Source organism: Aggregicoccus sp. 17bor-14 (genome assembly GCF_009659535.1).
GTDB lineage: Bacteria > Myxococcota > Myxococcia > Myxococcales > Myxococcaceae > Aggregicoccus.
Genome location: NZ_VJZZ01000018.1, coordinates 83,379 through 103,135 on the forward strand (window position 1 = coordinate 83,379; position 19,757 = coordinate 103,135).

The 19,757-nt window shown below is 74.3% G+C and carries 15 protein-coding genes; all 15 read left to right on the top strand.

Annotated features, from left to right (window positions below; translation table 11 throughout):
- Positions 1–12: 12 nt before the first annotated feature.
- The 15 genes from FGE12_RS26415 (at position 13) to FGE12_RS26485 (ending at position 19,645) form a co-directional block, all read left to right on the top strand.
- Positions 13–198 carry a hypothetical protein gene (locus FGE12_RS26415; protein WP_153869391.1) on the top strand — a complete coding sequence of 62 codons (186 nt, stop codon included), beginning with the start codon at positions 13–15 and terminating at the stop codon, positions 196–198.
- A gap of 288 nt (positions 199–486) precedes the next feature.
- On the top strand, positions 487–1,989 hold the full coding sequence (locus tag FGE12_RS26420; RefSeq protein ID WP_153869392.1) for a sensor histidine kinase: 1,503 nt from the start codon (positions 487–489) through the stop codon (positions 1,987–1,989).
- A 9-nt stretch (positions 1,990–1,998) separates the two neighbouring features.
- Positions 1,999–3,378, top strand: a complete 1,380-nt coding sequence (locus FGE12_RS26425; RefSeq protein ID WP_153869393.1) for a sigma-54 dependent transcriptional regulator — start codon at positions 1,999–2,001, stop codon at positions 3,376–3,378.
- Between the two features lie 154 nt (positions 3,379–3,532).
- Positions 3,533–6,130 (top strand): bifunctional lysylphosphatidylglycerol flippase/synthetase MprF, encoded by a 2,598-nt coding sequence (gene mprF / locus FGE12_RS26430; protein WP_153869394.1) that lies wholly within the window; start codon positions 3,533–3,535, stop codon positions 6,128–6,130.
- Complete coding sequence (locus tag FGE12_RS26435) at positions 6,127–7,575, top strand: AcvB/VirJ family lysyl-phosphatidylglycerol hydrolase (RefSeq protein ID WP_153869395.1); 1,449 nt, start codon at positions 6,127–6,129, stop codon at positions 7,573–7,575. The genes mprF and FGE12_RS26435 overlap by 4 nt, the downstream gene beginning before the upstream one ends.
- Before the next feature lie 208 nt (positions 7,576–7,783).
- Positions 7,784–8,206 (top strand): response regulator, encoded by a 423-nt coding sequence (locus tag FGE12_RS26440; protein WP_228531121.1) that lies wholly within the window; start codon positions 7,784–7,786, stop codon positions 8,204–8,206.
- Between the two features lie 116 nt (positions 8,207–8,322).
- On the top strand, positions 8,323–9,957 hold the full coding sequence (locus FGE12_RS26445; protein ID WP_153869397.1) for a hypothetical protein: 1,635 nt from the start codon (positions 8,323–8,325) through the stop codon (positions 9,955–9,957).
- 113 nt (positions 9,958–10,070) lie between these two features.
- On the top strand, positions 10,071–11,630 hold the full coding sequence (locus tag FGE12_RS26450) for a hypothetical protein (RefSeq protein WP_153869398.1): 1,560 nt from the start codon (positions 10,071–10,073) through the stop codon (positions 11,628–11,630).
- A gap of 186 nt (positions 11,631–11,816) precedes the next feature.
- Complete coding sequence (locus tag FGE12_RS26455; protein ID WP_153869399.1) at positions 11,817–13,127, top strand: PQQ-binding-like beta-propeller repeat protein; 1,311 nt, start codon at positions 11,817–11,819, stop codon at positions 13,125–13,127.
- A 210-nt stretch (positions 13,128–13,337) separates the two neighbouring features.
- Positions 13,338–13,709 carry a hypothetical protein gene (locus tag FGE12_RS26460; protein WP_153869400.1) on the top strand — a complete coding sequence of 124 codons (372 nt, stop codon included), beginning with the start codon at positions 13,338–13,340 and terminating at the stop codon, positions 13,707–13,709.
- 107 nt (positions 13,710–13,816) lie between these two features.
- Positions 13,817–14,095 carry a hypothetical protein gene (locus FGE12_RS26465; RefSeq protein ID WP_153869401.1) on the top strand — a complete coding sequence of 93 codons (279 nt, stop codon included), beginning with the start codon at positions 13,817–13,819 and terminating at the stop codon, positions 14,093–14,095.
- Positions 14,096–14,257: 162 nt separating this feature from the next.
- Positions 14,258–16,084 (top strand): DNRLRE domain-containing protein, encoded by a 1,827-nt coding sequence (locus tag FGE12_RS26470; protein WP_194798302.1) that lies wholly within the window; start codon positions 14,258–14,260, stop codon positions 16,082–16,084.
- A 344-nt stretch (positions 16,085–16,428) separates the two neighbouring features.
- On the top strand, positions 16,429–16,785 hold the full coding sequence (locus tag FGE12_RS26475; protein ID WP_153869403.1) for a hypothetical protein: 357 nt from the start codon (positions 16,429–16,431) through the stop codon (positions 16,783–16,785).
- A 160-nt stretch (positions 16,786–16,945) separates the two neighbouring features.
- Positions 16,946–17,371, top strand: coding sequence for a hypothetical protein (locus FGE12_RS26480; protein WP_153869404.1), 426 nt, complete (start codon positions 16,946–16,948; stop codon positions 17,369–17,371).
- A gap of 90 nt (positions 17,372–17,461) precedes the next feature.
- Positions 17,462–19,645 (top strand): hypothetical protein, encoded by a 2,184-nt coding sequence (locus FGE12_RS26485; protein ID WP_153869405.1) that lies wholly within the window; start codon positions 17,462–17,464, stop codon positions 19,643–19,645.
- Positions 19,646–19,757: the final 112 nt, after the last annotated feature.

Consider the following 19,757-nt stretch of genomic DNA (forward strand, 5'->3'; position numbering starts at 1 on the left):
TGGAGAAGCCCCATGAAGCGCACCCCCGTTCTCGCCGCCGTCGCCGCCTCCCTCCTCTCCCTGACCGCGCTCGCCGCGGAGCCGGCCGCCACCACCCCGGCCGCCAAGCCCGCCGCGACCAAGACGCACAAGAAGAGCGCGAAGCACGCCGCCAAGCCGGCCCCCTCGGCCGACAAGGCCGCGGCGCCCGCGAAGTAGTCGGGTGACGCGGGTGGGGGTGTCCCTCCCCCCCCGCCCCGCTGCCTCGCTGAAGAGCGCAGCGGGAGCAGTCCTCGCTGTCAGGGCGGCGCGCGCCCTCCCGCCTCCCCCTCCCCGGGAGGGCCGCGCACCCCGCTTCTCCTTTGTGGGTCCCCGTCTCTCTCTTGCCCCGGGGGCCCTCGCGAGCGGGAGGGAGCTGCGCCCTTCTCCCTCCCGCTTGCACCTTCGCCCGCGCGCGCCCACTCTGGACGCCTCCCCGCTGCGCCGCGTCCCAAGGAGCCCCGAGCGTTGAAGCTGGCCCGCCGCATCGTGCTCGCCCTGGTGCTGCTCGCGGTGCTCGTCATCGCGGCGCTCGAGGCGGTGGAGGTGCAGCGCGAGCTCACGCTCGCGCGCCAGGACATGCAGCACCAGCACTGGCTCGTGGGGCGCACCCTGGGCGCCTCCTTCGTGCAGGCCTGGCAGCGCGACGGCGAGCAGGAGGCGCGCGCGCTGCTCGCGCAGGCGAACGGCGCCCAGCGCGACCTGCGGCTGCGCTGGGTGTGGCTGGAGGGCCCGGCGGACCTGCTGGACACGCCGCGCCTGCCGCCGCCCGCCGCCCCCTTCGACAGCAGCATCGGCTGGAACCAGGTGGACGAGCGCCACAGCCCGCCGCGGCTCGTCACCTACGTGCCGGTGCGCGTGGGCGGGCCGCTGGGCCGGCTCGGCGCGCTGGAGCTGAGCGAGAGCCTCGTGCGCGAGCGCGCGCACCTGTGGCGCACGCTGTGGGGCACGGCGCTCGCCACCGGGTGCATCGCCATCGTGTTCTGGCTCGCCTCCATGGCGCTGGGCCGCAGGCTCGTGGGCGAGCCGGTGGAGCGGCTGGTGGACATGGCGCACCGGATTGCCCAGGGAGACCTCTCCGCGCGCGTGCCCGCGGGCGAGAGCGACGAGCTGGACGCGCTCGCGCGCGCGATGAACGGCATGGGCGAGAGCCTGCGGGAGGCGCGCGAGCGGCTGGCGAACGAGACGGCGGCGCGCCTCACCACGCTCGAGCACCTGCGGCACGCGGACCGGCTCACCACCGTGGGCAAGCTCGCGAGCGGCGTGGCGCACGAGCTGGGCACGCCGCTCAACGTCGTGCAGGGCCGCGCGCGCATGCTGATGAGCGGCGAGGTGCAGGGCGAGGAGGCGCAGGGCAGCGCGCGCATCATCTCCGAGCAGGCGAGCAGCATGACGCGCATCATCCGCCAGCTGCTGGACTTCGCGCGCCGCCGCGCCCCGGAGCGCGTGGCGCACGACGCGCACGCGCTGGTGGGCCGCACGCTCGAGCTGCTGCGGCCGCTCGCCCAGAAGCGCAGCGTGCGCCTGGAGGTGGACTGCCCGCCGGGGCTCACCCTGGAGGTGGACGCGCCGCAGCTGCAGCAGGTGCTCACCAACCTGGTGATGAACGGCGTGCAGGCGATGCACCGGCCGGGCTGCGTGCGCGTGCGGGTGCGCGAGCAGCACCGCCCCCTGCCCGAGACCCCCGACGGCCCGGCGCTCGACTGGGTGTGCCTGAGCGTGGAGGACGAGGGGCCGGGCATCCCCGCCGACGTGCTGCCCCACATCTTCGAGCCCTTCTTCACCACCAAGGACGTGGGCGAGGGCACGGGCCTGGGGCTCAGCGTGAGCTACGGCCTGGTGCAGGACCACGGGGGCTTCATCGAGGTGGAGAGCGCCGTGAACGACGGCGGCACCCGCTTCCACGTCTACCTGCCGCGCGGGGGCGCGGTCGGAAATGCAGCTGCCCGCGAGGCGGGTTCAGGGGCCTAGGGGTTCACGATGGCTGGACGCATCCTGGTGGTGGAGGACGACGCGGAGATGCGCGCGCTGCTGGAGGCAGGGCTGCGCCGGCGCGGCTTCGAGCCCTCGCTGCACGCCAGCGCCGCGGACGCGCTCGCGCACCTGGAGCACGAGGACGTGGACGTGGTGCTCACCGACCTGCGCATGCCGGACATGGGCGGCCTGGAGCTGTGCGAGCGCATCGTGCTCAACCGCCCGGACATCCCCGTGGTGGTGGTGACGGCGTTCGGCAGCATGGAGACGGCCGTGGCGGCCATCCGCGTGGGCGCCTACGACTTCGTCACCAAGCCCTTCGAGCTGGACGGGCTCGCGCTGGTGCTCACCCGCGCGGTGCAGCACCGCTCGCTTCGCGCCGAGGTGAAGCGGCTGCGGCGCCAGGTGGGCACGCTGGACGGGGGCGGCGCCGCGGGCACGCTGGTGGGCGACAGCCCCGCGCTGCGCAAGGCGTACGAGCTCATCGACCGGGTGGCGGACGCGGAGGCCACCGTGCTCATCAGCGGCGAGAGCGGCACCGGCAAGGAGGTGGCGGCGCGCGCGCTGCACGAGCGCAGCGGGCGCCGGCGCGAGGGGCCCTTCATCGCGCTCAACTGCGCCGCCATGCCCGAGGCCCTGCTGGAGAGCGAGCTGTTCGGCCACACCAAGGGCGCCTTCACCGACGCGAAGAGCGCGCACACCGGCCTCTTCGTGCAGGCGAGCGGCGGGACGCTGTTCCTGGATGAAATCGGCGAGCTGCCGCTGGGCCTGCAGCCGAAGCTGCTGCGTGCGCTGCAGGAGCGGCGCGTGCGCCCGGTGGGCGGCAGCAGCGAGGTGGCCTTCGACGCGCGCGTGGTGGCGGCGACCAACCGCGACCTCGAGCTGATGGTGGAGGAGGGGCGCTTTCGCGAGGACCTCTACTTCCGCATCAACGTCATCGGCATCACGCTGCCCCCCTTGCGCGCGCGGGGCAACGACGTGCTGCTGCTCGCCCAGCGCTTCATCGAGCACTTCGCCCAGCGCAGCGGCAAGAGCGTGACGGGCCTGTCCCCCGAGGCCGCCCAGCGCCTGCTCGCCTACGCCTGGCCCGGCAACGTGCGCGAGCTGCAGAACTGCATCGAGCGCGCGGTGGCCCTCACCCGCTACGAGCAGCTCGCCGTGGAGGACCTGCCCGAGCGCATCCAGAGCTACCGCCCCAGCCAGGTGCTGCCCGAGGGCGCGAGCCCCCAGGAGCTCATCCCGCTCGCCGAGCTGGAGCGCCGCTACGTGCTGCGCGTGCTGGACGCCGTGGGCGGCAGCCGCATCCTCGCCGCGCGCACCCTCGGCATCGACCGCAAGACGCTCTACCGCAAGCTCGAGGCCTGGGGCATCAATGAGAAGGCCTGAAGAGAAGGCGTGAGCGCGGGGCAAAGCGCCGACGGGGCAAGGTGCCCCGTCGTGTGGGCCGGGGATTTCACAGGGAGAAAACCTGCGTCCCTCACCCTGACCCTCTCCCAGGGGGAGAGGGGAGCGTGGCACGGGGGATGCTCCCGCAAGGGGCATGTCCGCGCTCAGCGCCGCCCCCCTGCCGGCCTCGTCGCCCCCGCGACCGCGCCTCCTGCGGCTCGCGCTGGCGCTGATTCCGCTCGGGCTGCTCGGGCTCGCCGCGCGGGCGCTGCACCGGGAGCTCGCCCAGCTGCCGGTGGACGCGGTGCGCGAGGCGATGGGGCGCATCGGCCCGCCGGCGCTCGGGCTCGCCCTGGGCCTCACCGCGCTCAACTACCTGCTGCTCACCGGCTACGACGTGCTGGCGCTCGCGAACCTCGGGCGCCGGCTGCGCTACCGCCGGGTGGCGCTCGCCTCCTTCCTCGCCTACGCCTTCGGCCACAGCGTGGGAATGGCCTGGCTGAGCGGCGGCTCGCTGCGCTACCGCTTCTACTCGGCGTGGGGGCTCAAGAGCCGGCAGGTGGCGGGCATCGTCGCCTTCTGCAGCCTCACCTTCTGGGTGGGCGTGCTCGCCACCGGCGCCTGGGCGCTGCTCTCCGGCGCCGCGCCCGCCCTGCCCTTCGCCGCCCTCACCCCTGCGCTGCTGCGCGCAGTGGGGGTGGGGCTCGCCGCGCTGCTCCTCGCCTACCTCGCGGCGAGCGCGCTGCTGCCGCGGCCGCTCGAGCTTCGCGGGCACGCGCTCTTGCTGCCCTCGCTGCCGCTCGCGCTCGCGCAGGTGGCGGTGGCGAGCGCGGACTGGGTGCTCGCGGCCGCGGTGCTGCGCGCGCTGCTGCCGCCCGAGGCGGGGCTCTCGCTCGCGGCGCTGCTCTCGCTCTTCATCGTCGCGCAGCTCGCGGGGCTCCTGAGCCAGGTGCCCGGGGGCCTGGGCGTCTTCGAGAGCGTGGTGCTCGCCGCGCTCGCGCCGCGGCTCGGGGCGCCCGCGGTGCTGGGCACGCTGGTGGTGTACCGGCTCGTCTACTACGTGCTGCCCTTCGCGGCGGCGAGCGCGCTGCTCGCGGGGCACGAGGCGCTGGAGGGGCGCACGCTGCTCTCGCGCACGCTCGCCCGGGTGCACGCGGCCGTCGCCCCGCTGGTGCCCACGCTCGCGGCGCTCGCGGCCTTCCTCGGCGGCGCGGTGCTGCTCTTCAGCGGCGCGACGCCCGCGGTGCACGCGCGCCTGCAGGTCCTCGAGCAGCGCGTGCCGCTCGCGGTGCTCGAGGCGAGCCACGTGCTGGGCAGCCTCGTGGGGCTCGCGCTGCTCCTGCTCGCGCGCGCGCTGTACCGGCGGCTCGACGGCGCGTGGGCGCTCGCGCTCGGGCTGCTGGTGGCCGGCGGCGTGCTCAGCCTCGCCAAGGGCTTCGACTACGAGGAGGCGAGCCTGCTCTTCGCGCTCGCGCTCGCGCTCGCCCCCTTCCACCGCAGCTTCCACCGCCAGACCAGCCTCTGGGCGGAGCGGCTGCGGCCGGGCTGGGCGCTCGCCGTGGCGCTGGTGGTGGGCGCGAGCGTGGGCCTGAGCCTCTTCTGCTTCCGGCACGTGGAGTACGGGCACGAGCTGTGGTGGCACTTCGCGCTGCTCTCGGACGCGCCGCGCTCCCTGCGCGCGAGCGTGGGCGTGCTCGGCGCGGGCTTCCTCTTCGGGATGTGGCAGCTCTTGCAGCCGGCGCCCGCGCGCGTGCAACTGCCGGACGCGGCGGCGCTCGCGCGCGCGCGGCCCCTGGTGGCGCGCGCGGGTGAGGCGGCGGCGCACCTCGCGCTGGTGGGGGACAAGGCGCTGCTCTTCGGCGAGCGCGACGAGGCGCTGCTCATGTACGGCGTGGAGGGGCGCAGCTGGGTGGCGATGGGAGACCCGGTGGGCCCGGACGCCGCGGCCACGCAGCTCGCGTGGCGCTTTCGCGAGGAGGTGGACCGCCACCACGGCTGGTGCTGCTTCTACCAGGTGGGCCCGCGCGCGCTGCCGCGCTACCTGGACCTGGGCCTCTCGCTGCTCAAGCTGGGCGAGGAGGCGGTGGTGCCGCTCGCGGACTTCTCTCTCGAGGGCCCCTCGCGCCGCGCGCTGCGCACCGCGCACCGCAAGATGGAGCGCGAGGGGCTCCGCTTCGAGCTCGTCCCGCGCGAGGGCGTGCCCGCGCTGCTGCCTGCGCTGCAGCGCGTGAGCGACGCGTGGCTGTGCGGGCAGCGTACGCGCGAGAAGGGCTTCAGCCTCGGCTACTTCTGCCCGCGCTACCTCGCGGAGGGGCCCGTGGCCGTGGCGCGCAAGGACGGCGAGCTCGTCGCCTTCGCCAACGTGTGGGCCCCGGCGGAGCGCGGCGAGCTGAGCGTGGACCTGATGCGCCACCTGCCCCACGCGCCGCGCGGCTGCATGGAGTTCCTCTTCGTGGAGCTGATGCTGTGGGGGCGCGCGCAGGGCTACGCGCGCTTCAACCTGGGCATGGCGCCCTTCAGCGGCCTCGAGGGCCACGCGCTCGCGCCCCTGTGGCACCGGCTGGGCAACCTGCTCTTCCAGCACGGCGAGCACTTCTACAACTTCCAGGGCCTGCGCCAGTACAAGGAGAAGTTCGACCCCGTGTGGACGCCACGCTACCTCGCCTACCCGGGGGCGCTCGCGCTCCCGCGGGTGCTCACCCACGTCGCGGCGCTGGTGAGCCGCGGCCTCAGCGGCGTGGTGGCGCGATGAAGCGCGCACTCCTCACGGCCACGCTGCTGCTCGCGCTCCCGGCCCTCGCCGGCCCCGCGCCCAAGCCCCTGCCCCCGAGCTTCAAGGCCGGCCGCCTCGGGCGCGTGCAGGTGTACCGGCCCGAGGGGGCCCCCACCTCCGCCGCGGTGCTGCTGGTGGACCACGCGGGGGACAAGGGGGGCGAGGGCGCGGCCCTGGGCGAGGCGCTCGCGCGCGGCGGCACGCTGGTGCTCGAGGCGGACGCGCGCGCCTACGTGGCCTCGGTGAAGAAGGACGGGCACTGCGTATACCCGGCCGGGGACGTGGAGGTACTCGCGCAGGCGGCGCAGAAGCAGCTGGAGCTGCCCGAGTACCTGCACCCGGTGGTGGTGGGCATGGGGCAGGAGGGCGCGGGGCTCGCGTACGCCTCGCTCGCGCAGGCGCCGCCGGGCGCGTTCCGCGGCGCGCTCAGCGTGGGCTTCCTCCCGCGCCTCGCGCTCGCGCGCGGCCTGTGCGTGGGCTCGGGCCTGGTGCGCGAGCGCACCGCGGACGGCACGCACGAGCTGCTGCGCCCCGCGCACCGCCTGCCCGCCCCCTGGCGCGTGCTGCCGCGCGCCGCGCCGGACGCGCCGCTGGAGGACTTCGTGAGCGCGGTGCCCGGGGCGCGCCTGCTCGCGCCCGTCAGCGGGCCCCTGCCCGAGGCGGCGAGCGCGGCGCTGGCGGCGCTGCTGCACGACACCGAGGCCGCGGCCGCGGCTCCGCCCCCGGTGGTGACGCCGCCTGCGCCCGGTGCGCCGGCGCAGGCGGGGGCGCCGCTCGCTCCGGTGGACGGGCTGCCGCTGGTGCTCGCGCCTGCGGCGCACCCCACGGGGGACGCGCTGGTGCTGCTGGTGAGCGGAGACGGAGGCTGGGCGGGCATCGACCGCGAGCTCGCGCAGGCCTTCAACGCGCAGGGCTTCAACGTGCTGGGCTGGGACTCGCTGCGCTACTTCTGGCGCAAGCGCAGCCCCGAGGAGGCGGCGGACGCGATGGGGCGCGCGCTCGCGCACTACGCGCAGGCGTGGGGCGCGAAGCGGCTCGTGCTGGTGGGCTACTCGCGCGGCGCGGACGTGCTGCCGGGCATCACCGCGCGCCTGCCGCCGGCGATGCGCGCGCGCGTAGCGCTGCTCGCCCTGCTCGGCCCCGGGCAGGAGGCGGAGTACGAGGTGCACGTGATGGACCTGCTCGGCGCGAGCGGCCGCGACGTGCACCCCATCCTCCCCGAGCTCGCGCGCCTCCCCGCGACCACCCCGGTGCTCTGCGTGTACGGCGACGAGGAGAAGGCGGACAGCCTCTGCCCTCTGCTGCAGGGGCGCGCCGGCGCGAGCGTGACGGAGCTGCCCGGCGGCCACCACTTCGAGGGCGACTACGCCACCGTCGCGCGCCACGTGCTGGGCGCGGCGCGCGGAGGTGTCCATGACCTGTAGGCGCGGACATCACTGGCGCGCGTGGCCGGGCGCTCCCTCCGCGTGGAGCGTCCCGCCGCCACCTCCCACGCCGGAGCCGCCCGAGCTGGCGCGCCTGGTGCAAAGCCTCTCCTCGTCCGGGCGCAGGGCCCTCCCGGATGCAGCGCTCTCCGGCCCCAGAGGACCGCAGGACATGGCGCCGGTGAACAGGGCAGCGGCAGCGACAGTGATGGGGACGGGGCATCAGGGCACTGCGCGCGAGCACCCGGTGCGGGTGCTGGTGGCGGAGGACCAGCGCGAGATGCGCGTGCTGATGTGCGAGGTGCTGCGGCGCGAGGGCTACGAGGTGGTGGAGGCCGCGAGCGGCACCGAGCTCATCGACCGGCTGGTGCAGGGGATGCTCGCGGAAGGCGATGCGCGCGGGCCGGACCTCATCGTCACCGACGTGCGCATGCCGGGCTGCAGCGGGCTCGAGGTGCTCGCGCGCCTGCGCCGCAACGACTGGAGCACCCCCGTCATCCTCATCACCGCCTTCGGCGACCTCGCGACCCACGCCGAGGCCGAGCGCCTCGGCGCCGCGTGCGTGCTCGACAAGCCCTTCGAGCTGGACGAGCTGGTGCTCGCCGCCATCTCGCTCGCGCACCCGCGCTGAGTCCTCGCCCGCCGCCCTGCCCTCCAGCCAGCCCGCCCGCTTCGCGGGGATGCACGGCTGTTCGCACCTGGGTCCAACGCCCATGTTCCCCAGCGACGGATTCGCGGAGGGGGAACATGAGCGGACGGAGTGCATGGTGGCTCGGGGCCGTGCTGTGGCTTGCGGCGTGCGGGAGCGGCACGGACGAACCGGAGCCCACGCCGCCGCTGGTCCAGCAGCCGGGGCTCCCGGACGCAGGCACTCCGGATGCGGGACGCCCCGACGGCGGCGGCACTCCTGACGCAGGCCCCGGCACCGGTGGTGGCGGAGGCAGCAAGCCGGACGCTGGCACCGGCGGCGGTGGCGGCGGCACGGTCGATGGCGGCACCGGCGGTGGTGGCGCGCCGGACGCGGGCAGCGGCGGCGGTGGCGGCACTCCCGACGCGGGCAGCGGTGGTGGCGGCGGGACCGCTGCGCCCGGCACCCTCGGCTGGCACCACGCATACGGCAGCGGGCGCCTGGGTGTGCTGGACCTCGCGACGGACCGGCAGGGCGGCTCGGTGGTGCTCGCGTGGGGTGAGAACGGCAGCGTGGGAGGCCCGGTGTGGCAGGGCATCGCGCCGCTCGTGCTCGCGCGCTACGACGCGAGCGGGGCCCTGCTCTGGAGCCGCGCGCTCACGGGGTACGGCATCGACGACGTGCGGGCCGCAGCGGTGGCAGTCACGCGCGAGGGCAACATCCTCACCGCGGGCTACTACCACGGCGCGCCGGACCTCGGCGGCGGCCCACTGCCCAGCGCCGACTCGAGGCGCGGTCTCTTCATCGCCAAGTTCGGGCCGGACGGGCACCACGTGTGGAGCCGCGGCTTCCTCGCGCACGACGAGTTCGCGGACGGCCCGCGCCCCGGCAGCCTCACCCCGATGGACGTGGCGACCGATGGCACGGGCAGCCTCATCGTGACCGGCGCCCTCACCGGCCTCGTGGACCTGGGCGGCGGCGAGCTGCGCGGCGGCTACGACTCCACCGAGAGCGTGGAGGGACTCTTCCTCGCGAAGTTCAACTGGGACGGCACCCACGCCTGGTCCACCACGCTGCCGCCGGGGGACACCGCCACGGACACGCTGGGGCTCGCGGTGGCCGCAGACTCGCAGGGCCGCGTGCTGCTGGGCGGGCGGCTCGGCGGCGGCGGTAACGTGCTGGGCGCCGCGGGTCCCGAGACGCCCTTCGTCGCGCGCTACAGCGCCGGGGGCACGCTGCAGTGGTACCGGCGCATCGACGGCGTGTTCGGCCAGGTGAACACGGTGGCCGCGGGGCGCGAGGACCGCGTGCTGTTCGGCGGCTACTTCTTCGGCCGCTTCCGCTTCGCCGGCCGCGAGGTGTCCAACGTGAACCCCGAGGAGGGCTATATGGGCCAGGCGGACGTCATGGTGGGCGCCTTCAGCGCGCAGGGACGCGAGCTGTGGGTGAACGACTTCTCCGACATGAACTCGGGCCACATCTTCCGACTCGCGGCGGACGGCGCGGGCAACGCGACGGTGCTGGGAGACCTTGACCGCTACCCGCAGTCCGCCACGAGCAGCTTCCTCGCGAGCTACTCGAGCTCCGGGCAGCTGCGCTGGTCGCGCTACTTCCGCGACTCCGAGCTGCGCCCGCTCGTGCTGGACACCCAGCCCGGAGGCTCGGTGGTGGTGGGTGCGGCGCTGGACAGCCCGATGCAACTGGATGGCAAGAGCCTCGAGCCCTCGCCGCTGCTCCTGCTGCAGCTGCACTGAGGAGGCACTCCACGCGCGGGCCGCTTGCTCATCGAGCGGGCGCCGCCTGCGCCGCGGGCCGCTACGGACTGCGAGCCCCAACTTCACTGCGGGCTGCCAGGTCGGGAGGGGACATGAGGGGACAGGGAGCCTGGGCATTGGCGGCGCTGCTCGCCTTGAGCGCCTGCAGTGGGGACGACGCACCGCCCTCCCCACCCGTCGAGCAGCCCGGGCCGCCCGACGCGGGCGCGCCGGATGCGGGACGGCCCGACGGCAGCGTCCCGGACGCGGGGCGGCCCGATGCCGGACAGCCGGATGCAGGGCGGCCCGACGCGGGACTCCCCGATGCCGGTGACATCGACGCCGGCAGCCCGGACGCAGGCGCGCCGGATGCGGGCGCTCCGGATGCAGGCGCCACCGAGCGCGGAGCTACGCTCGAGCACCTCCCCTTCGAGGGCCCGGTGCAGGCGATGGCGGTTGAGGCCGATGCACTCGGCAACACCTACGTGCTCGTGCGCTACCCGCCCGGCCCCGCACGCTTCCAGGGCACGGCGCTACCGGACGACGGGAGTGGGCAGTCGCAGCACGCGCTGCTGAAGCTGGATGCGCAGCGCCAGGTGCTGTGGACGGAGGGTCTGCCTTCGGGAGGCTGCATCGCGGGCTGCGAGGAGGGCTTCGAGCCGCGCACCTACCGCATCGCCGCCTGGCCCGACGGTCACGTGGCCCTCGCGGCGAGCTTCCAGGGGCGCCTGGTTACGCCGGCAGGCACCTTCGAGGGCCGCACGGGCGGACACGAGGAGATGCCGTTCGAGACCGTCGTGGTCGCGCGCCTCACGCCCGCGGGTGCCTGGCTGTGGGCGCGCGAGCTGCGCGCAGAGCAGACGGTGGAGGCGGTGGATCTCGCGGTGGCCGGCCCCTTCATCGCGCTCTCGGGGACCTTCGCGGGCGCGAGCGCGCAGCTGGGCGCGGCGGACGACTTCGGGCCCTACGAGGTGCGCGGCTACGTGGCGCGCTTCGGCGCGGACGGGGCGCTTCAGACCGCGCACACCTACCGCGGGACGCGCGACGCCTTCGGGCGCAGCGTGGCGGTGGCGGAGGACGGACGCGTGTGGGCGGTGGGCTACCTCGGCAACGAGAACCGCTACGACCCCGAGCTGGTGCACCTGGGCGCAGACGGGCGCGTGGCGTGGGAGCGGCGCTCGGTGGGGGCGCAGATGACACTCGAGGGCCTCACGCGGGCCGGGGACGGCACGCTGGTGGCAGAGGGCTCCATGCAGGGGCGGGGGACGCTGCAGTGGGCGGGGCGCTCGATGCGCGTCGAGGAGAACATGGACGGGAGCCTGCTGCTCGCCTTCGGTCCGGGCGGCGAGGAGCGCTGGGCGCGGCTCACGCCGGGCGTGGACGTCTGCAAGGTGCTCGATGCCCGGGGCTCGGAGCTGCTCACCTTCGCAGGGCGCACCTTCCATCCCGTGGACCTCGGCGGAGGCCCGCGCGGCGGTGAACGGGTGGCCAACCTGGTGGTCGCGCGCTACCGCGTGGAGGACGGCGCCTACGTGTGGAGCGAGGCGCAGGAGCGAGGCGACGCGGAGGCACAGAACTCCTGCACCACCGGGCTCACACTGCTGCCCCCGGGCGGCGAGGCGCTGCTCTCTGCGCAACTCGACGGGCTCTTCCACCTGACGCCGCATCCCTAAGGCTCGCCCGCACGCCTGTCGCGTTCCGCACGGTCTCGACACGGCGCGCAGGGGGAGTCGTTGCGCCCGCGCCGCCGGGTCCCCACCTGCGCACTCGGGGCTGCCGGGACGGGGACGGGGATGACCATCGGGACGAGGAGTGAGGGCGTGCGGCCGCAGCAGGGTCACGCGAGGACATGGTTTTGGGTGGGGCTCGCAGGTCTGGCGCTCGCGTGCGGCGGGGGGACGTACGAGCCCGCGCCCGTGGAGGAGTCGCCGCCCGCCAGGCCTCCGGACCTCACGTCGAACGCGTGCATCCCCCGCACCTGCGCCGAGCTGCAGCGCAGCTGTGGCGACGCGCAGGACGGCTGTGGAGGCACGCTGAGCTGCGGCTCCTGCGCCGAGGGCCAGGAGTGCCAGGACCGCGGCGCGGTCGCGGCCTGTGGCGCGCCGGAGCCCGAGAGCTTCACCGCGCGCTGGGTGCAGCACACCCCGCGACCCGGCACCGATTGGGCTTGCAGCGTGACGGCAGACGGCGCGGGCCTCACCTGGGTGGTCGTGGTGGACGGTGACTTCCACCCTGCGCTGCACAAGCTCGACGCGCAGGGGCAGCTGCTGGGCACCTTCCCGCTGCCCGCTCGCGGCGTGGGGATCTACCAGTGCCTGCTCGCCCCCACGCGCGAAGGCGGCGTGTACGTGAGCGTCGACGGCGTCCTCAGCCGCGTCGCCTCCGAAGGCGCGGTGCAGTGGCAGGTGGACACCGGTGACGTGGACGGGCTCGTCGTGGATTCGGAGGACGCGGCCATCATCAACACCCAGGTCCCGTGGTGCTACTTCGAGCGCTGCAGCAACGGCTACCTCACCCGCTACTCGGCCAGCGGCGAGCGCCTCTGGAAGCGGGACGCCTCGACCAGCCTCGCGGGCGGCGACATGTTCTCCGGGCTCGCGGTGGATGCACAGGACCGCATCTACACGGGGACGGATGACGGGAAGCTCCTCGTCCTGTCGCGAAGTGGCGAAGTCCTGAGCGAGCGGCGCGCGTGGGTCCAAGCCGGGCAGCTCGCCCTCACCCCCGAGGGGGGCTACATCGCCACCTCCGGTTTCTACGAGCGCATCACCCTCGGCGGCCAGGTCTTCGAGGCAGGCGGGGCGCGCTACGCAGGCATCATCGTCTCGGTGGGACCGGATGATGCCCTGCGCTGGGCCCACGTCGTCCCCGAGGGGGACTATCGCGTGGCGGTGAGCGCTGCCGGACAGGTGGGCGTGCTGCGGCTCACCCACGCGGAGGGCTGCGAGCTGCTCGTCCTGGAGGAGCTCTCGCCTTCCGGTGCGCTGCAGCGCCGCCGCGAGCTGGGGCGCCCCTCGTGCCGCACGGACCGGGGGAGCACGCCGTTCGCACTCGCGCCCGTGGGCGAGGACTGGCTCATCGCGAGCAGCTTCGAGGGCACCTTCGATGCCGGCAGCGGCCCGATGACGAGCGACGACTGGGATGCGTGGGTGATGCGCCTCGGGCGCTGAGGCGCGGCGAGCGCCGCGCCCGGCCACCACACCCGGCGCGTCACCTTCCGCAAGCACCGGCGCTGAAGGCGTCTGCCCCCGCCGCCCTGTCGCGTTCCGCACGGCCTGCATAGCCCCCGGGGAGCAGCGGCATTGCGCGGGTCCGGCCGCGCCTCCATCTCCGCCCCAGGGGCCATCCACCCGGGGACGGAGATGCACGCGACGAGGGGCGTGAGGCACGGAGCCGTGCTGGCAGCGGTGCTGCTGAGCGCCTGTGGCGGCTCGAGCAAGGCGCCGGATGCGGGGCCCTCCGACGCCGGCGTGTGCGAGCAGTTCGCGCACGCGTACCTGATCGCGGCGATCGAGGCGCGCCGCTGTGACCCGGACGAGCCGGACCCGTGCAGGGGCCGCGCGCCCGAGTCGCTCGAGACACAGTGCATCGGGGGTTTCCCCGAGGACCAGGCCGCGCAGCTGCTGGGCTACGTGGAGCAGTACAAGCAAATGGGCTGCACGCTGGGGCCACCCGTCCCCTGCCCCCTGCGCACCACCTTCCGCTGCGAGCAGGACGGGAGCGGCTTCGTCTGCGTGGGCGTGGCTCCCTGAGCGCTCGCATTCAGCGTGGCTGCACGACTTCAGTCCGAGCGAGTGCGGCCCCGCCCTTCGTGAGCGAGCGATGGGTCGCGGGGTCTCGTCGTTGCGCAGCCCCGCCCATGTCCTACCGCATCGAGATCAGCCCCGACGCCGAGCGCTCCCTCCTGGCCCTGCCGTCCTCCCGCAGGCTCGGGGTGCGCCGGCGCCTGCTCCAGCACCTGGAAGAGGTGGCCGGGCTCGCCGCCCTGCGCCGCTACGGCGACGAGGGCGAGCCGGAGCTGTTCCCACTGCGCCTCGGCGCATACGAGGCGCGCTACGCGGTGGACCACGCGGCGCGGGCGGTGACGCTGCGCGAGCTCGTGCGCGAGTCCACCCTCCACATCCGGTCGATCGGCTAGGGCGCGCCCAGCGGAAGCCCCGTGTTCTGCGTGGGACCACCTGCCGCCTGGAAGGCAGGCAGGCGCCGTGAAGAGCCGCGCGCCGCTTCGTCCACCTCCGAGGACCTGCGCGCTCCTCCTGTGGCGCAGGTTGCGCGGAGGGGGACAGGCATGGGGCGCAGGATGCTGTGGCGGGCAGTGGGGGGCGTGGTGGCGGTGGGGATGCTCACGCACTGTGGAGGACCGCAGGACACGGGTGACGCCGAACCGGACGTGACACCGCAGGCGCAGGAGCTGAGCGCGAGCGCGACGTTCGGAGCGACCGCCGATGCGCGCGTGGAGGCCGGGGCTCCGACGACGAACTTCGGCACCTCCTCCACGCTCATGGCAGACCTCTCGCCGCAGTCCGAGAGCCTGCTGCGCTTCAGCGTGACGAACGTGAGCGGCCGGGTGACGCGCGCCACGCTGCGCCTCTACGCGACGGACGGCTCGGCGGATGGGCCGCGCCTCTTCCTCACGGCAGGTGGCTGGAGCGAGTCCACGGTGACGTGGAACACGCGGCCCGCGCCCAGCGGCGCCGCGCTCGGCGACAAGGGCGCGGTGAGCAGCGGCAGCTGGATGGAGTACGACGTGACGTCCGCGGTGAAGGGCAACGGGGAGCTCAACTTCCTCCTCGTCGCCACCTCGAGCGACGGCACCGACGTGGCCTCGCGCCAGGCGGGTACCTCGAGTCAGCGCCCGCAGCTCGTGGTGGTGAGCGAGACCGAGACGGGCACGGTGAAGGGCGCGTGGCGGATGCCGGACGCAGCGGGCTGGAGGGCCGGGATGGTGTCGCTCGACCCGGCCTCCCAGGACCTCTTCGTCACGACCTCGAACGGGAGGAGCGACAGCACGACCTGGCTCTCGCGCGTGTCGAGCTCCGGCGCGGTGCGCTGGAGCTACGCGCTCACGCCCGGTCCGCTCACGCACCCGGGCCCCGTGGATGCCGAGTACCAGCAGTGCGGGATGAAGGCCACGGCGGACCTGAAGGGGGGCGCCTACCTCGCCATCGCGCCGCGCTACGCGCCCTGCACCTACCGCGGCCGCTCCTTCTCGGATGGGAGCAGCTGGCTCGCGCACGTGGACGGCGCGGGGAACGTGCTCGCGCTGCGCAGGTTGGATGCGCCCGGTCACACCGAAGCGACCGCGCTGGCGGTGGACCCGTCGGGCAACCTCGTCGTGGGCGGCTCCTTCGTCGGCACCACGGACCTCGGCGCCGGCCCCCTCACCACGCCGGACACACCCGAGACCCCTGGCAGCGCGGGCTACGTCGTGGAGTACGGCCCGGACCTGCAGCTGCGCTGGGCGCGCAAGTTCGACTCCGTCGGCGGCCATGACGGGGTGGATGCGCTCGCGGTGGGCCCCAGCGGCGAGGTGCTGCTCGGCACGACGGTGGCGGGTGATGCCACCTTCGCCGGTCAGCCCATCCCGGGCGGCATGGCCGGGGACCGCCTCGTCGCGATCCTGGTGAACCCGGACAGCACCCCGCGCTGGATGCAGGTTCTCAGCCATGGGTACTGCCAGTCCGGTCACACGAGCGGGCTGGGCACGGCCGTGTTCGTGACGGTGGAGGACTCGCAGGTCTTCCAGGTGTGGATCCTGGAGCGTGACGGCACGCTGCGGTGGACCCGGTACTACTCCGGCGACCTGCGCACGAGTGCGATCGGCGCGGATGGCGCCCTGCGCCTGTACTTCGATCGCTCGGAGAACAGGGACTTCGGCGACGGCGTGATGCGGGGCGACGGCCAGCACGACCACGTCGTGAAGCTCGGGCTGGACGGGAACGTGCGCTGGGTGCGCGAGCTGCCGGCAGCGGAGTTCGAGTGGCCCCGCACGACGAGGAGCCTCGCGGCGAGTGACACCGGGCAGAGCTTCGTGCTCGCGACCTATACGGATCCGCAGCGCTTCGGAGACGTCACGGTCCCATCGCCCGCGGGCACGGGCGTGTACCTCGTGCGGCTCGCACCCTGAGACCTCCGCCGGGCGTTCGGCGGGCCACGGATTTCCACGCGCGCGCTGATGGAAACCCGTGGCCTGCCCTCCGAGTCGACAGATCAGGGGCCTGGAAACACGTGTGGCCTCGGTGGTGGACCGCTTGCATCGGAGCGCTCGCCCACGAACCAGGGAGGGTCCCGAGATGTCTCGGACGAAGAGCAGGTGGGGCGGCGCGGTGCGCGCAGCGGCGTTGGTGGGGCTGGGGGTCGGGGACGCGATTCCGTGCCAGGCCGAGCCGGATGGCACCTTCGCCTGCCAGCATTGAGCACGAGGTGGAACGCCCGATGTCCACGAAGCCGCGCGGTGCTCAGAGTCGAGTGATGAGGGGACTGGCCGCCGCGGCGGCGCTGGCGATGGCCGCTGGCTGTGGCTCGGAGGTCGCCAGCGAGGAGCGCTGCGATGCGCTCCAGGCCGAGTACGTCGCCGCCGTCGCCGAGGCGCGCCACTGCGACCCACAGGCTGCGAATCCCTGCGGAGGAACGGTGCCTGCAAACCTGGACGCCCAGTGCCCCGCTGCCGTGAGACCGGAGCAGGTCGGGACGCTGAACGCGCTCATCACCCGGTACCAGCGCGAGGGCTGCAAGCTCGGTGAGCTCGCACCCTGCCTGCCCCAGACGCGCGCGAGCTGCGAGCAGGACGCGGCGGGCGAGTTCACCTGCGTCCTCCGCAGCCCCTGAGCGCGCATGGACGCCTCTGGGCCGCGCACTGCACCTCCGGAATTCACCACTGCTTCTGAAATCCAGTCCTCGGCGCTTGTCGGCAGCAGCCCTCCTCCGCACTGTCCTCACCGCGCAGCCGCGGGCCTGGCGCGCTTTGCACTCGAAGCGGAGCCCTCACGTGAAAGCCCTCTCGCTCACTGCACTCGTCCTCCTGCTCGCGGGCTGCGCACCCTTGGAATCGGCCGAACAGACCGCTCCGCTCGATGAGGTGGACGCCCCGGCGCCCGCCGACCCGGCCCAGGACGCCTGGACCCAGTGCTTCGATCAGCGCAACGCCGTGCTGCGCACGCTCTCGGAGATGGCATCCGCGCGCGCAGGCGGCTGCGAGACGGACGCCGACTGCACGCTGGTGTGGATGTCGCTGCCCTGCCAGTCCGCCTGCGAGGCCCCTATGGCGAGCGCGAAGGTCGAGGAGCTGAAGGCAGCGCTCGCGGCCTACGCCGCCGAGGTGTGCCCCACGCTGCCGACGACCTGCAGCGTGGGCCCCTCCTGCGCCCACTACACCCCCGTGTGCCGTTCGGGCACCTGCCGGACAGCCTTCTAGCGGCAGCTCGCGGCGCCACTCGGGTTCGTCCACCTGCGCGTTCCCGAGCGCTCTTCGTACACGGGTGGCAGTCATCGGGAGGGGACATCGATGGGGCGGTGGCGTGGGGCAGGAGCAGTGCGCGCGTGGGTGCTCGTGGCGGTGGGGCTCGTCGGCTGCACGGTGGAGCCGCCGCCGCGCGCGGACACCTCGGAGCTCCCGCCGAGGCCGCCGCTGAGCCAGCCCTCGCCGGATGCCGGCACGGTGGCGGTGGTGCAGCCGGATGGCGGGGCGTGCATCCCGCAGACGGCAGGCGTCTGCTACCGCGCGTCGTGCGGGGAGTACGACGACGGCTGCGGTGGCAAGGCGCGGTGTGGAACCTGCGCCGACACCGAGGTGTGCCGCTTCGCCGACGGCCACACCCCCGGCGTCTGCGAGACGCCCGTGGAGCTCGCATCCTGCACCGCCGTCTCGGGCCGTGAGGCATTCGAGCCCTTCTCCGGAGGAGTCAAAGGCCTGCACGAGTGCGTCGCGGATGGCTGGTGCACGGACAACGGGCACCTGGGCATCCGGCCTGCGCTCTGGGGCTTCTCCACGAAGGACGTGTGGGCCGTGGGCGGCCAGGAGCGCGCCGTCGCACTGCACTGGGACGGCGCGGGCTGGACGCGCATTCCGACGCCCGCTGCGCCCGGGCTGCGCAGCGTGTGGGGCGCCTCGCCGAGCGATGTCTGGGCCGTGGGCCTGCAGGGCACCGTGCTGCGCTGGGACGGGAGCGCCTGGCGCGCGCTCGCCTCCGGCACCACCGAGCGGCTCGAGGACGTGCACGGCACGGCGGCGGACGACGTCTGGCTCGTGGGGCCCGAGGTGGCGCTGCACTGGGACGGCACGCAGCTGAGCCGCACGCCGGGCTGGATCCGCGCGAGCGTGAGCGACCCGGAGCAGGCCTCACAGAGCAGCGCGAGTGTGTGGGCGGTGGACCGCGACACGGTGTTCGCGGGCCACTCCGGCGGCTGCCAGCGCTGGAGCGGCGCGCGCTGGGAGACGACGCCCTGCGCGGTGCCCGGCGTCACGGACATCTGGGCGAGCGGGCCCAGCGACGTGTGGGTGGTGGGCACGCGCCTCTTCTCCATGTCCACGACCACCTACCGCGCCCACTGGGACGGCCGTCAGTGGAAGACGGAGAGCGTGAACGACTGGGAGAACCCGCGCTACGAGCGCTGGAGCAGCGTGTGGGGCTCCGGGCCCAAGGACGTCTGGGTGAGCGGCACCTGGCACTTCGACGGCACGCGCTGGCACCGGCTCTGCTCAGTCGATCCGCAGGACTCGCTGTGGGGCATGCCCGGTGGGCCGCTGCTGGGCGGCTCGGGAGCGGGGCTCGCGCGCTTCGATGGGAGCAGCTGGCAGTACACGGCCACGCTGCGCATGCAGTCGCCCAGCTTCGTGCTCGCGCCCACGGGCACACGGCTCGCGCTGGACAACCTCGGGGCCGTGCTCGAGCGGGATGGCGGCACGTGGCGCTCGCACTACCTGCCGCCGGGGCCCGCCGTCGAGTACGGGCAATCGCCTCGCTCGGGCGTGGCGTCCGATGACCTCTGGAACCCCGCGTGGGGGCTGCACCACTGGGATGGGAAGGCGTGGAGCAACGCGCTGCCCGGCAAGGACGTACGGGCCGTCTGGGCCGTGAGCCGCACCGACGCCTGGGCGGTGGGCGTGGACGGCGGGCACCCGCGGCTGTGGCGCTGGGACGGCAGCACCTGGCTCGCGCAGCAGGACGTGGCGCTGGGCAGCGACTACCTCACCCGTCTGTGGGGCGGCGGGCCCTCGGACATCTGGGCGGCCGGCTTCACGGGAGACGCGAACGGCTACCCCACGGGCCCCTCGGTCGTCTGGCACTGGGATGGTGAGCGGTGGGCGCGCGTGGGCACCGTGCCCGGCGTGGTGCCGGTCGGGCTCTTCGGAACGGGCGGCAGGCTGTGGGCGCTGAGCCAGCAGGCCGGCGCCGGCACCCCGGCGGCGCTCTACGAGTGGCAGGGGGGTGCGTTCGTCGAGCAGCAGCGGTGGGAGGACGCGCGCGGCGGCGAGACGCAGCTCGCGGGGACGAGCGCTACGGACGTCTGGGCCAACGTGGGGCTCATGCCGCTGGGCGAGGGGACGCGGCTGCGGCACTTCGACGGAAGCACCTGGAGCGAGCGCCCGCCCCTGCCCGGGTGGATCATCTCGCTGGGCAGCGTGCCCGGCGTCGCCACCTATGCGCTGGACTACGACGGCATCCTCTACGAGCGCGGCGCACCTTGAACCAGATGCCATCGAGTTGCATCTGACAAAGACGCCACCTGCCTGCCTGCCCCCTGTCCCTGCGTGCACGAAAGTCTGCGAGACGGCGCCCCATGCGGGCGCCTTCCTCGAT